This window comes from Clostridium sp. NSJ-49 (genome assembly GCF_014287725.1).
Taxonomy (GTDB): Bacteria; Bacillota; Clostridia; order Clostridiales; family Clostridiaceae; genus Clostridium; species Clostridium disporicum_B.
Map to the genome: position 1 here is coordinate 21,729 of NZ_JACOOP010000038.1, position 14,379 is coordinate 36,107.

13 protein-coding genes are annotated in these 14,379 nt (G+C 30.0%); 11 read left to right on the top strand and 2 right to left on the bottom strand.

Going from position 1 to position 14,379, the window contains the following annotated elements:
- The first annotated feature begins 155 nt into the window (after nt 1-155).
- From H8S10_RS12895 to H8S10_RS12910, 4 genes are all read left to right on the top strand, one after another.
- The gene (locus H8S10_RS12895) at nt 156-1,814 is read left to right on the top strand and encodes a nucleoside kinase (protein WP_055264531.1); all 1,659 of its coding nucleotides are present in this window, start codon (nt 156-158) and stop codon (nt 1,812-1,814) included.
- 124 nt (nt 1,815-1,938) lie between these two features.
- Nucleotides 1,939-2,619: an L-serine ammonia-lyase, iron-sulfur-dependent subunit beta gene (gene sdaAB, locus H8S10_RS12900; RefSeq protein WP_186839159.1), complete on the top strand. Its 681-nt coding sequence runs from the start codon at nt 1,939-1,941 to the stop codon at nt 2,617-2,619.
- 5 nt (nt 2,620-2,624) lie between these two features.
- Nucleotides 2,625-3,503 (top strand): L-serine ammonia-lyase, iron-sulfur-dependent, subunit alpha, encoded by an 879-nt coding sequence (gene sdaAA / locus H8S10_RS12905; RefSeq protein ID WP_186839169.1) that lies wholly within the window; start codon nt 2,625-2,627, stop codon nt 3,501-3,503.
- 240 nt (nt 3,504-3,743) lie between these two features.
- Nucleotides 3,744-4,541: a hypothetical protein gene (locus H8S10_RS12910; RefSeq protein ID WP_055264529.1), complete on the top strand. Its 798-nt coding sequence runs from the start codon at nt 3,744-3,746 to the stop codon at nt 4,539-4,541.
- 64 nt (nt 4,542-4,605) lie between these two features.
- Here H8S10_RS12910 and fba read toward each other — a convergent pair whose 3' ends face one another.
- Complete coding sequence (gene fba / locus H8S10_RS12915) at nt 4,606-5,469, bottom strand: class II fructose-1,6-bisphosphate aldolase (protein WP_055264528.1); 864 nt, start codon at nt 5,467-5,469, stop codon at nt 4,606-4,608.
- A gap of 291 nt (nt 5,470-5,760) precedes the next feature.
- On the opposite strand from fba, the gene H8S10_RS12920 reads away from it, so the two are divergent.
- The gene (locus tag H8S10_RS12920) at nt 5,761-6,603 is read left to right on the top strand and encodes a PHP domain-containing protein (protein ID WP_186839160.1); all 843 of its coding nucleotides are present in this window, start codon (nt 5,761-5,763) and stop codon (nt 6,601-6,603) included.
- Nucleotides 6,604-6,880: 277 nt separating this feature from the next.
- Here the strand turns inward: H8S10_RS12920 and H8S10_RS12925 are convergent, their stop codons facing one another.
- Nucleotides 6,881-7,675: an HAD family hydrolase gene (locus tag H8S10_RS12925; protein ID WP_186839170.1), complete on the bottom strand. Its 795-nt coding sequence runs from the start codon at nt 7,673-7,675 to the stop codon at nt 6,881-6,883.
- Between the two features lie 259 nt (nt 7,676-7,934).
- On the opposite strand from H8S10_RS12925, the gene H8S10_RS12930 reads away from it, so the two are divergent.
- The 6 genes from H8S10_RS12930 to H8S10_RS12955 all read left to right on the top strand — a co-directional run bounded on the left by H8S10_RS12930 (nt 7,935) and on the right by H8S10_RS12955 (nt 14,201).
- Nucleotides 7,935-8,495, top strand: a complete 561-nt coding sequence (locus tag H8S10_RS12930; RefSeq protein WP_186839161.1) for a glycerol-3-phosphate responsive antiterminator — start codon at nt 7,935-7,937, stop codon at nt 8,493-8,495.
- A 12-nt stretch (nt 8,496-8,507) separates the two neighbouring features.
- Entirely contained in the window at nt 8,508-10,007 is a 1,500-nt protein-coding gene (glpK, locus tag H8S10_RS12935) for a glycerol kinase GlpK (RefSeq protein ID WP_186839162.1), read from the top strand.
- A gap of 142 nt (nt 10,008-10,149) precedes the next feature.
- A complete protein-coding gene (locus H8S10_RS12940) occupies nt 10,150-11,577 on the top strand; it encodes an NAD(P)/FAD-dependent oxidoreductase (RefSeq protein WP_186839163.1) in 1,428 nt (475 codons plus the stop codon).
- A 13-nt stretch (nt 11,578-11,590) separates the two neighbouring features.
- A complete protein-coding gene (locus tag H8S10_RS12945; RefSeq protein ID WP_055264523.1) occupies nt 11,591-12,841 on the top strand; it encodes an FAD-dependent oxidoreductase in 1,251 nt (416 codons plus the stop codon).
- Nucleotides 12,842-12,843: 2 nt separating this feature from the next.
- Nucleotides 12,844-13,191 (top strand): DUF1667 domain-containing protein, encoded by a 348-nt coding sequence (locus tag H8S10_RS12950; RefSeq protein WP_055264522.1) that lies wholly within the window; start codon nt 12,844-12,846, stop codon nt 13,189-13,191.
- A 284-nt stretch (nt 13,192-13,475) separates the two neighbouring features.
- Complete coding sequence (locus H8S10_RS12955; RefSeq protein ID WP_186839164.1) at nt 13,476-14,201, top strand: glycerophosphodiester phosphodiesterase; 726 nt, start codon at nt 13,476-13,478, stop codon at nt 14,199-14,201.
- The last annotated feature ends 178 nt before the right edge of the window (nt 14,202-14,379 follow it).

Below are 14,379 nucleotides of genomic sequence, written 5' to 3' on the forward strand. Positions count from 1 at the left end.
TATGTATTATTAGTAAAAAGAAGTATTTTATTCTAAAAAATATGGTTAAAGTAAGCAAAAAAATTATAAATTAATAGAATAATAAATCATAAAGTATATAATAAAAGTATAGAATGGCAAGATTATAGATATAGAAAAGAGGAAGGAGGAATATTATGAATGAATACAAAATACAAATAGGGCAAGAACAATATGTAAACTGTAAAGAAGGAACTAAGTTTATAGATTTAGTTGGTAAATACTATAATGGTAAAGTGTTGGATATAGCTATATGTAAATTAAATAACAAATATTATGAATTGGGTGAAAATGTACCATGTTGTGGCAAGTTAACTATGATACCTTTTACTAGTGTTGATGGAATGAAGGTATATGCAAGGACGTTGCAATATGTTTTTATTAAGGCAACATTAGATTTATTTAAAGATGCAAAGATAGTTATACAACACAGTATAGATAAAGGAATATTTGGAGAGATTCATAAGATAACTCCTCTAGATGAAGAAGATATAAATAAAATAAAAAATAGAATGAAAGAAATAGTAAACAAAAATATTCCAATAAATAAGGTTAAAGTTAAAAGAGAAAAAGCTATAGATATATTTAAATCTTATGGGATGGATGATAAGGTGCTTTTATTGGAGCAAGTAAATTTTGAATCTGTAAGTTTATATGAACTTGATGGAAGATATGACTATTTCTATGGATACATGGCACAAAGTACTGGAGTTATTAAAGCCTTTGATGTTATGTACTATGACCCAGGATTTATTTTAAGATATCCCTTAGAGGAAGATATAAATACTTTAGTTAAATTCAAAGAACAGAAAAAATTAGCAAGTATTTTTATGGAAACAGAAAGATGGTTAAATATTTTAGGTGTAGGAGAAGTAGGTTCTTTAAATGAAAAAATAATAAATGGAGATTTAGCAAGTTTAATAATGACTTCTGAGGCGCTTCATGAAAAGAAGATAGCAGAAATTGCTGATAAAATATTTAATAGAAGAGATACTAGAATAGTATTAATAGCAGGACCTAGCTCTTCAGGTAAAACCACATTTGCCAATAGATTGGCGATACAATTAAGAGTAAATGGACTTATTCCAATTCCGATATCTTTAGATGATTATTTTGTCAATAGAGAAGATACGCCTATCGATGAAGATGGAGAATATGATTTTGAAACAATTCAATCTGTAGATATAAAATTATTTAATGAACAACTAAGAGAAATTTTAAAAGGTAATGAAGTAGAACTTCCAACATTTAATTTTTTAACAGGAAAGAGAGAATGGATAGGAAATAAAATAAAGTTACCTCAAAATGGGGTAGTGATAATTGAAGGAATACATGGATTAAATCCTATTTTAACTTCTGAAATTGATGATAAGTATAAATTTAAGATTTATATTTCTGCATTAACACAATTAAATTTAGATAATCATAATAGAATATCAACTACAGATGTGAGAAGAATACGAAGAATAGTTAGAGATCATTTATCAAGGGGGCATGAAGCTGAAGATACGTTAAAGATGTGGCCTAAGATAAAAAGAGGTGAGCAAAAAAATATATTTGTTTATCAAGAAGAAGCCGATGTTATGTTTAATTCCACTTTAGTATATGAGTTATGTGTTCTTAAAAAAGCTGCATTAGAGGAATTAAATAAGATAGATGAAGATAATACTATATATAATGAGGCAAAAAGGTTAAAATCTTTTTTAGGATTTTTTAAAGAGATTGACTATGATTTAGTGCCACAGAATTCAATATTAAGGGAGTTTATTGGAGGAAGTATTTTTTATAAATATTAATTTACTTTTTATTACTAATAAAATAATACTAGCATAAATAAGAAAATTTTGTTAATGTAAGATAAAGAATATTAAACAATGGGATTATGGTATAAAAAGAACTATAGATAAGGAGAGAAGAGATATGAAAACAGTTGGTGTATTTGATATACTTGGACCAATAATGGTTGGACCATCATCATCACATACTGCAGGATCTGCAAGACTTGGAAAAGTAGCTAGATCTATTGCAGATGCTGATATTAAAGAAGTAACATTTCTATTACATGGATCTTTCGGTAAGACTTATAAGGGACATGGAACTGATAGAGCCTTAGTTGCTGGAATATTAGGCATGGAACCAAGTGATTTAAGATTGAGAGATTCATTAAATATTGCAAGAGAGCAAGGTATAGATATAAGGTTTAAAGAAACAGATTTAGGAGAATCACATCCTAATACAGTTAAATTTTTAATAACAGGTAAAGAAGGAAAACAATACGAAATGGTAGGATCATCTATAGGAGGAGGAAGTATAGAAGTATCCGAGGTAAATGGCGAAAAAGTTGAATTTACAGGTGCTTATCCAACTATAATAATATCTCATGTAGATGTACCGGGAGTAGTATCTAATGTAACAAAATTACTTTACGATCATGCTATAAATATTGCCTTTATGAAAGTTTTTAGAAGTCAAAAAGGCAAAGAAGCAACAATGGTATTTGAGGTTGATAATGAAGTTACTGATGAGATTATAGAAGAAATTAAAATAATGGAATCTATTAATAAAGTAATTAGAATCAATCCAATTAAGGGCGGTGAATAAAAATGATAGTAGCAAGATCAGGCGAAGAACTTTTAAAGATTTGCGAAGAAGAAAATATATCATTAAGTGAATATGCAATAAGATTAGAAATGGAAGATAAAGGTCTTACTAGAGAACAAGTATTTGAAAAAATGGCGAAAAATCTTGAGGTAATGAGAGAAGGCGCTAATGAAGGTAGAGAAAAGAAAATATATTCTGTAAGTGGACTTATAGGTGGAGACGGATATAAGATAAATAAGTACTTAAGAAAAGGAAATACATTAACTGGAGATGTTACTGTAAGAGCTATGGCTATGGCGTTATCTTCATCAGAAGTAAATGCAGCTATGGGACGAATTGTAGCTTGTCCTACAGCTGGTTCATGTGGTATTTTACCAGCAGTAATTCTTTCAGCTGGTGAGAAACTTGAAAAAACTGATGAAGAGCTTATTGAAGGATTATTTGCTGCAGCAGCTGTCGGAATGATTATAGGAATGAATGCTACTTTGGCAGGAGCTGAAGGGGGTTGTCAGGCTGAGTGTGGTTCAGCAGCAGCTATGGGATCAGCAGCAGTTGTTGAAATGATGGGTGGTACTCCTAAGATGAGTTTAGATGCAGGAGCAATAGTTTTAAAAAATGTATTGGGACTTGTATGTGACCCAGTTGCTGGACTTGTAGAAATTCCATGTGCAAAAAGAAATGCAGCAGGAGCTATAAGTGCATTATGTACTGCAGATATGGTTATGGCTGGAGTGGATTCAAAAATACCTTTTGATGATACAGTTTCAGCTATGTATAAAGTAGGAAAGAGTCTTCCATCTGAATTAAGAGAGACAGCTATGGGGGGAGTTGCTATTACTAAAGCAGGGCTTGAATTAAGAAAGAAAGTTTTTGGAGAAGAATAAGTTAATATAAAAGAATATAAATAGCCTATGGTAGTTTTGATTTATATATACCATAGGCTATATTTATATTTAATAGCAAAATATATTATCAACATTAACTTATTATTTTCAAATAAAAAGATTTACACTTTAGTACCTAGTGAAGCCATATTTCATTTAAAAAAGCGAACAAAAGAACTTTTTGTCGAATACGATGTAGTAGGCGATTTGCACTCTAGATAATAAGGTGAGGACTAAATAATGAAACTAAGCAGTGAAACTATTACTAATGCTTTTAATTTACGAATGTTTAAGGAGCTAGTGATACAATGCATTGTTAGCAAAGATAGGATAAATGATATAAGAGAAACTATAGAAAGCTATAATAATAACATTAAGTTAATATATGAAATAACAGAAAATGATGAAGTTAATATAGATGGATTATTAATAAATTTAGAACATTTAGAGAGTGAGAATTTAATAGAAATAGAAGAATATCTAATATCATCTAAAAAGAGCAAAGAAATAATTTTAGATTTATGTGGAATTAATAAATCTAGAGATAATCGAGATTTAATATTAAGCTTTATAAATAGATATGATATCGATATTGTAAAAGGTACTAAAGAAGAGGTAATTTCTTTGATTGATGGACAAAAGTATTATTTAAGTTCACAGGATGATAAATATAGAGATTTTTCAAGAAAGAATAATACTATATTAATAATAAAAGATACGAATTATTGGATTACAGATGGATATAGTGAATTTACAGTTAGCATTGAGGAAAATTTATTAGATGATAAAGAATTTGAAGATATCTTAACAGGATTAATATTAGCATGTACAGCGCTTTATGATAGAAAAGAGCAAAGAGTGGAAGCCATACTGTTAGCTATTAATATTTTTGAAATTAGTAAGAAAGTAGCTTTGAAAAGAGTTGAAATAGATGGATTTAAAAATCTAATTAAAGAATATTTAATTAGAGAAATAGCATCTTTGAATAGCGAAGAGATATATAAGATAAGCGAAATAGGATATAGGTTTAAGCGATAATTAAAAAAGTAATAAAATAAAGTGAAGTATTAATTTACTTCACTTTATTTTTATATAAAATGTATTAAGCTTTGTTAACTGATCCGAAAAGTTCCATCTTTTCTTTAACTGTAGCTTTTATAGCTTCGAATCCAGGATTTAATAATTTTCTTGGGTCAAATCCTTTTCCTTCTTTATCTTTTCCAGCTTCAACGTAAGCTCTTGTAGCTTCTTGGAATGCTAATTGACATTCAGTGTTAACGTTGATTTTAGAAACTCCTAAAGATATAGCTTTCTTTATCATTTCTTCTGGAATACCAGTACCACCGTGTAATACTAATGGCATGTTTCCGCAAGCGTTGTTGATTTCTTCTAAAGCGTCGAAAGCAAGTCCTTGCCAGTTTGATGGGTATTTTCCGTGGATGTTTCCGATACCAGCAGCTAACATAGTAACTCCTAAATCAGCGATTGATTTACATTCTTGAGCATCAGCAACTTCACCTTTACCAACAACTCCGTCTTCTTCTCCACCGATTGATCCAACTTCTGCTTCTAAAGATAATCCTTTTTCTGCAGTAGCCTTAACTAATTCAGATGTTTTAGCTATGTTTTCTTCGATTGAATAGTGAGAACCATCGAACATAACTGAAGAGAATCCAGCATTCATTGCTGCATAGCATCCTTCGTAGCTACCGTGGTCTAAGTGTAAAGCAACTGGTACAGTGATGTTTAATTCTTCTAACATTCCGTTAACCATACCAACTATTGTTTTGTAACCACACATGTATTTTCCAGCACCTTCAGATACTCCTAAGATTACTGGTGAATTATTTTCTTGAGCTGTAAGTAAAATAGCTTTTGTCCATTCTAAGTTGTTGATGTTGAATTGACCAACAGCGTATTTTCCTTCTCTTGCTTTGTTTAGCATTTCTTTAGCTGAAACTAACATGGTAATACCTCCGTATATTTCAATTTAAGTTATAGAGAATAATATAAAATATGTAATAATTTAAAAACTATTACATTTACGTTTCTCCTACTGGTTATTATACCCTAAATCAATAGGAAAGAAAACAATAAATCTACTAAAAAGTATCAAAATACGAGCTAAAGGGTTATGTAAACATTTAATTAAAGTATATTAAAGAGTATTTAATATTTAGGGATAGGACATTAATTATAGACAATATATTATAAAAAATATAAAATGCAAATAGAAATAAAACCTTAGGAGGAAAATATGTTAGTTGATTTACATACGCATTCATATTATTCTGATGGAACAATGTCTCCAAGAGAAATAATTGAAGAAGCAAAAAGAAAAAATATAGAAGTGATAGCTATAACAGATCATGATGAGATTGGTTCATATAAGGAAGCTAAGGAAGCAGCTGATGAATTAGGTGTTACGTTAATAAGAGGAGTAGAATTAGATTGTAAGTTTGAAGATATAGTAGTACATGTAACATGCTATAAATTTGATAATAATGATGAAATGATAAGACTTGTAGATAAAGCACAAAATGCCCTTTTAGAAACAAGTTTTGAGCTTATTAGAAGAATGGAAAAGGATTATGAAGATATATCTTACGATGAATTTACTAGATATAAACATGATAAAAGAAAAGGTGGATGGGATGGAATTCACTATTTATATGATAAGAAAATAACAGAAGGCTTATTTGATGGAATGAAATACTATAGAGAATACAATTGTGGACATGAACAATTTGATTTTCCTACAGTAGAAGAAGCTTGTAGTGTTGTTCATAAGGCAGGTGGATATGCAGTGTTAGCTCATCCTTGTAATTATTATAAAGAAAAGAGTAAAGAAGAAATAATAGAAAAATTAAATAAATTTAAATCTATGGGGATTGATGGAATAGAAAGTTACTATCCAGCTAACAGTGAACTAATGACAGAAACTTGTATAGAATTCTGTAAAGATAATGATATGATAATAACTTGCGGATCAGATGGCCATGGAGATTTTGCCGCTGTAAGTAAAGGCGTAGAATATTATATCGGTGCTATGAAGGTTGATTCTGAAAAGTTACTTAATATAGAAAAACTAATTAAATAAAGTGCGAAGCACTTTGGGGAAAAGTCAGCTGAAGCTGAAGGGAAAATGTCACTGACGTGACAGGGAAATGATTGCCTATGGCAATAGTGAAAATTATCTATCTGTTACACTTTCTCTGCTACACAAGTAGCATTTTCACCTTAACTAAATTAACTTTCCCCTGCTACTTCATAGCATTTTCATCTCAACAGAGTTGACTTTTCACAGCTACAAAGTAGCTTTTTCATTTCGGCGTAGCCGACTTTTCACTTGCGTACTTAGTACGCACTTTTTTTAGTTAAATCATTTCATAATGTTTTAATGCATATTCTATACCATCATCATTTATATCTTTAGTAACAAATTTAACAAGATCAAATAATATTGGATTAGAGTTTCCCATAGCTATACTGTTGTTTACATATTTAAGCATTGTTAAATCATTAGCGCTATCACCTATAGCGTACGTATTTTCAAATGGAATACCTAAATGTTCTATAATAAATTGTATTCCAGTAGCTTTTGAGTAATTAATCGGTACTAATTCATAGAAATCATCAGCTCTTTTAATAAAATCAAAAACATCTTTAAATTCATTAAAGAATCCATCAAAATCACTATCATTATTTAAGAAGATTACAAGTTTATCTACGTTTAGCCCATCTTCATACCAAGTCTTACCCGAATAAGAACCTTCAGATTTATGAATATTGAGAACCTTAAAAACTTCAGGGTGTCTTATTGCTTCTATATTATCATAATAAACACCATCGATACTTTCTAAAACACCATCTATATGATACTTTTTTAGTGCCTTAACTAATTTAGAAGTTAATTCATTCCCAAGAGATTTGTGAAGTAAAACTTTATCTTCATATTCAACATAAGTTCCGCATCCACAAATAAATCCATCAAATTCAAGTTTACTTTTTAGAGATTCAATTTGACAAGCTGTTCTTCCGGTATTAATAAAGGCTAGATGTCCATTAGATCTCATTTCTTTTAAGGCTTTTTTAGCGCTTTCAGGAATTATAAGCGTATGCTCATCAATAAGTGTTCCGTCTATATCAAAAAATACAATTTTTCTGTCCATAATATTAAAATGCAACAATTGCATACTCCTTTAAAAATTTTATATTTTTAAGTATATAATATAAAACTTAAAACAACTATATGAAAATATTAAAAATTAGATATTTTATATAAAATTATTGTTAAAAAAGTATCACTTATATCGTAGAGATAAGCCATTGACGTTATATGTAATATATGGCTATAATTTAAAATATAAAGATTTGAGGTTAGTATATAACAAGATGTAAATGTTTAACTAGCGAGAAGGAAGAGAATATATGATTGAAATGAAAAAGGTTTTAGAAGGTAATCCAGTAATAGCAGCAGTAAAAGATATGAAATCACTTGAAGAGGCTATTGAAACAGATATTGATATAATATTTGTTTTATTTGGTGATATTATTTCTATAAAAGAATTAAGTGAAAAAATAAAGGGAAAAGATAAAATAGGAATAATTCATATAGATTTAGTTGAAGGGTTAAGCAATAAAGAAATATCAATTAAGTTTATTAAGAATGAGACAAGTTTTGATGGAATTATAAGCACTAAGGGGAATTTAATAAAACAAGCAAAGAATTATGGATTAGTAGCAATTCAACGTTTCTTTGTTTTTGACACGATATCTCTTAATAATAGCAAAAATCATGTTATTTCAGAGTGTGATGCAATTGAGATATTACCAGGAGTAATACCTAAAGTAGTTAAAGATATCTCGACATTTACAAGAAAGCCAGTAGTTTCAGGAGGATTAATAGATACTAAAGAAGATGTTATATTAGCCTTAAATTCAGGAGCAACTTGCGTATCAACAAGTAAAACAGAAATATGGGGAATGTAGGGAGATTGAGAAATGAAAAAGTATATTGTAGCTTTAGATCAAGGAACAACAAGTTCAAGGGCAATTATATTTGATAAAGAACAAAATATATATGGTATAGCTCAAAAGGAGTTTACTCAAATATACCCTAAGGAAGGGTGGGTTGAGCATAATCCTATGGAGATATGGTCATCACAATATGGAGTATTACAAGAAGTTATGGCTAAGACAAATATAAAGCCAGAACAAATTGCTGCTATAGGAATAACAAATCAAAGAGAAACTACTATAGTTTGGGATAAGGAAACGGGAGAGCCTATATATAATGCTATAGTATGGCAATGTAGAAGAACTGCAAAAATTTGTGAAGAGTTAAAGTCTGAAGGCTTAGATAAATATATTAAAGAAAATACAGGTTTAGTTATAGATGCATATTTTTCAGCGACTAAGATAAAATGGATATTAGACAACATAGAAGGTGCAAGAGAAAAAGCTGAAGCAGGAAAGCTTTTATTTGGTACTGTAGATACTTGGTTACTTTGGAAGCTTACTAATGGAGAAGTTCACGTAACTGATTATACAAATGCATCTAGGACAATGTTATATAATATTAAAGAATTAAAATGGGATGAGAAAATAGCTAAAAGATTAGAAATACCTATGAGTATGTTACCAGAGGTTAGAAATTCATCAGAAGTTTATGGATATGCTAATTTAGGAGGAAGTAAAAAAGATATTAAAGTTCCTATTGCTGGTATAGCTGGTGATCAACAAGCGGCTTTGTTTGGGCAAGCATGCTTTAACAAAGGAGATGCTAAAAATACTTATGGAACTGGATGCTTCTTACTTATGAATACTGGTGAAGAGATGGTTGAAAGTAAAAATGGACTTATTACTACTATAGCTATTGGAATAGATAATAAGATTCAATATGCACTTGAAGGTTCTGTATTTATGGGAGGGGCAATAATTCAGTGGTTGAGAGATGAGCTGTGTTTAATATCAGAATCTAGTGATTCAGAGTATTTTGCTAAAAAGGTTAATGATAATGGTGGTGTTTATGTAGTTCCGGCTTTCGTTGGACTTGGAGCACCTTATTGGGATATGTATGCTAGAGGTGCTATATTAGGGTTAACTAGAGGTGCAAATAAAAACCATATTATAAGAGCTGCATTAGAATCAATAGCATATCAATCTAAGGATTTAATAGAAGCTATGCAAGAAGATATAGGATTAAAGCTTAAAACTTTAAAGGTTGATGGTGGAGCTAGCAAAAATAATTTATTAATGCAATTTCAAGCTGATATTATAGATGCTAAGGTTAGTAAACCGATAATAACTGAAACGACTGCATTAGGAGCTGCATATTTAGCAGGACTTGCAGTTGGTTATTGGGAAAGTAAAGAAGAGATTGCAAAGAATTTTTATGTAAGTGAAAGCTATGAGCCTAATTTTGATGATGAAATGAGAAGAAAGTTGTATAAGGGTTGGAAAAAAGCTGTTGATAGATCTAAAAAATGGGAAGAAGAATAATTGACAGTGATTTCTAAAAGGTTTATAATTTAAATATATTGAATAAGTGCAAGAGAAACAGAGTCAAGCACAAAAGCTAAGGGTTTTAGTAATCCTTGTTTTTGGCTTGGCTTTTTTTATTTGAGTATGAGGAGTGAGTTATATGTATGATGTAGCAATAATAGGTGCTGGAGTGATGGGAGCATCAATTTTTAGAGAGTTAAGCAAGTATAATGTAAAAAGTATTTTAATAGAAAAAGAAAATGATGTTTCTATGGGAACGACTAAGGCCAATTCAGCAATAATACACGCAGGTTATGACCCGAAAATAGGAACATTAATGGCTAAATACAATGTAAAAGGTAATGAAATGTTTGAAGATTTATGTAAGGAGTTATCAGTACCTTTTAAGAGAAATGGCTCACTAGTATTAGCATTTAATGATGAGGATTTAGAGACAATAAATAATCTTTATATAAATGGAAGTACAATAGGGGTAAAAGGACTAAAGGTTCTTTCTAAAGAAGAGGTATTGGAGATAGAGCCTAACTTATCTCATGATATAAAAGGGGCACTTCTAGCACCTACAGGTGGGATAGTAGGACCATTTGAATATACTATAGCTCTTGTTGAAAATGGTATTCAAAATGGTGGCGAAATTATTTTAGATGCTGAAGTAGCGAAAATTAATAAATATGAAACCTTTGTAATAGAAACTACAAATGGTAAGAAAATAGAAGCTAAATATGTAATAAATGCAGCTGGTATTTACTCCGATAGAATACATAATATGATTTGTAAAGAAAGCTTTAAGATTACGCCAAGAAAAGGTGAATATTATGTTATGGATAAAAGCCAAGGCAACTTAGTTAGTCATACTTGCTTCCCATGTCCATCAAAGTTAGGAAAAGGTGTATTAGTAACTCCAACTATTCATGGGAATCTATTAGTTGGACCTAATGCCGTAGATGGAGAAGATAGAGAAGCATTAAACACAACAAGTGAAGGTTTAGCTAATATAAAAAAATCAGCAATGAATACAACTGACAAAATTAATTTTAGAGATTGTATAAGAACATTTGCAGGACTTAGAGCTGTATCGGATTCAGGTGATTTTATAGTAGGTGAAGATAAAGAAGTAAAAGGCTTTATAGATGTAGCTGGTATAAAATCTCCAGGATTAACTTCAGCACCGGCTATCGCTGAAGATGTAGTTAATATATTAAAAGATTCAGGATTAACTTTAGTGAAGAATTTAAAGTTTAATGGTAAGAGAGAACAAGTTTACTTTATGGAATTATCAAAAGAAGAGAAGGCTGAATTAATTAAAAAAGATTCAAGATATGGAAGAATAATTTGTAGATGTGAAAGTATAACAGAAGGGGAAATTATAGATGCAATCCATAGGGGATTTGGAAAAATTTCTATTGATGGAGTTAAGAGAAGATGTAGACCAGGGATGGGAAGATGTCAAGGAGGCTTCTGCGGGCCAAGAGTTCAAGAAATTATTTCAAGAGAGCTAGATATAAAAATGGAAGATATAGTTCAAGAAAAATCTGATTCAGTAATACTTTACGGTAAAACAAAGTAGGAGGTATGGAGATATGGAATATGATTTAATCGTTATAGGTGGAGGACCAGCTGGACTTGCTGCAGCTTATGAAGCTCATAAAGAAGGTATAGAAAAAATATTAATAGTAGAAAGAGATAAAGAATTAGGTGGTATTTTAAATCAATGTATCCATAATGGATTTGGACTTCATACATTTAAAGAGGAGCTTACTGGACCAGAGTATGCTGAAAGATTTATAGATATGGTTAAGAGTACTAATATAGAAGTTAAACTTGATACTATGGTTTTAGAGATTGAGGAAGATAAAACTGTACATGCTATAAATACTGAAGATGGATATATGATTCTTAATGCAAAAGCTATAATACTAGCAATGGGATGCAGAGAGAGAACTAGAGGTGCAATTGCAATACCAGGGGATAGACCTTCTGGAGTATTAACTGCAGGAGCTGCTCAAAGATATATAAATATGGAAGGCTATATGCCTGGTAAAGAGGTATTGATATTAGGTTCAGGTGATATTGGGCTAATAATGGCTAGAAGAATGTCACTTGAAGGAGCTAATGTTAAAGCTGTAGTTGAACTTATGCCATATTCAAATGGATTAAACAGAAATATTGTTCAATGTTTAAACGATTATGATATACCGTTATATTTATCTCATACAGTTGTAGATATAAAAGGTAAAGATAGATTAGAAAAGGTTATTATAGCTAAAGTAGATGAAAATAGAGCTCCAATTAAAGGAACAGAAATAGAGTTTGATGTAGATACACTTCTATTATCTGTTGGATTAATTCCAGAAAATGAACTTTCATCAAAGGCTGGTATAGAAGGTGATAGAAGAACTAATGGATTAATAGTAAGTGAATCTATGGAAACTTCAATTGATGGAGTATTTGCTTGTGGTAATGTACTTCATGTTCATGACTTAGTTGATTTTGTAAGTGAAGAAGCCAATAGAGCTGGAAAATGTGCTGCTGAATATATAAAAGGAGAGTTAAAAAGAGGTAGTTATTTAAAAGTTATCAATGGTAAAAATATAAATTACACAGTGCCTCAAAAGATAAGTACGGATTCAATGAAAGATAATCTTACTATGTTTATGAGAGTAAATAATATTTATCATGATAAAAAAATAGTAGTAAGATCAGGTGAAAATATAGTGGCTGAATTTAAACGTAAGCATTTAGCTCCATCTGAAATGGAAAAGATTATTTTAAAGAAAAGTCTTTTAGAAAATGTAGTTGAAGATTTAGTAGTTTCATTAGAGGAGGCGTAATAATGAAAAAGGAATTAATATGTATATCATGCCCTTTAGGATGTCACTTAACTGTAGATGCTGATAATAAAACTGTAACAGGTAATACATGCAAAAGAGGAGAAGTATATGGATTGAATGAAGTTATTAATCCGGTAAGAGTAATAACTTCAACAGTTAAAATAGAAGGTGCTAGACTACCAGTTTTACCTGTGAAAACTAATGGTGCTATACCTAAAAGTTTAAATTTTGAAGCTATAAAAGTAATAAATGATGTTATCTGTAAAGCTCCTATAAAGGTTGGAGATATAATAATAAAGGATATTCTAGGAACAGGGGTAGATGTTGTAGCATCAAGAAGTCTAAATTAATTAATAATTAAGGAATAAAGCCAGCTAGCGCTGGCTTTATTTATAAAATTTAATAATAGATTTTATGAGAGAGGAATAAATTAGAGAAAAACATGTAAAAATTAGGTTAAATATAGCTAAAATTGGAATAATATATTGAAGTTGAATATGAGGTATGATAAATTAAGTTCATATGGTAAATATTTAAAAAGTTAGGAAGATGAAGAATTTTAAGAATTACTTTTGCTACTCTTCTTTTTTTATTATAAGAATAAATGTAAACGGTTTAAGTGCGGAGGTGTATTATGACTAAAAATTTTGCACATCGAGGTTTCAGTAGTAAGTATCCGGAGAATACTTTATTAGCATTTGAAAAGGCTATTGAAGTTGGTGTAGATGGAATGGAGTTCGATGTTCAACTTACTAAAGATGGAGAAATTGTAATTATACATGATGAAACAATAGACAGGACTTCAAATGGAAGCGGCCGTGTAAAAGATTTTACATATGAAGAGTTATTACAGTATGATTTTTCAGCTTCATTTACAGGACAATTTGGATACATAAAAATACCACTACTAAGAGAATATTTTGACCTTGTTAAAGATACGGAAATAATTTCAAATATTGAGCTTAAGAATAGTGTATATGATTATGAAGACTTAGAGGAAAAAGTATATGAATTAATAGTTGAATATGGATTAGATAAAAAAGTTATAATTTCATCATTTAATCATGAAAGTATTATAAAAATGAAAAAAATAGATTCTGAGATTAAGTGTGGATTTTTATCAGATTGCTGGATGATTGAACCAGGAAAATATACTAAAGCATATGGAATGGAATGCTTCCACCCAGCTGCATACTATTTAACAGAAGAAAAGGTCAAAGCTATTCATAATGAAGGGATAGAAGTAAATGTGTGGCTAGGTAAAGAACCTATGGATTATAAGAAGCTTATTGATATGGAAATAGATGTTTTAATATCTAATGATCCTGACATAGTAGGAGAAATTCTAAAGAATAAATAGTTAATAACTACTTAAGATAGTTGTTGTTAAAAATATTTATATATTACAAATTAATTATTAGAATCTGTTAAGTTGATATGAAAAAATAGCTTGATTTTTCATAGAATTGCTCGCTCTTTGAAAATTATATAAGTTTGAATTTTTTATTGTATGGTAAACAAACCTACAATAAAATTGA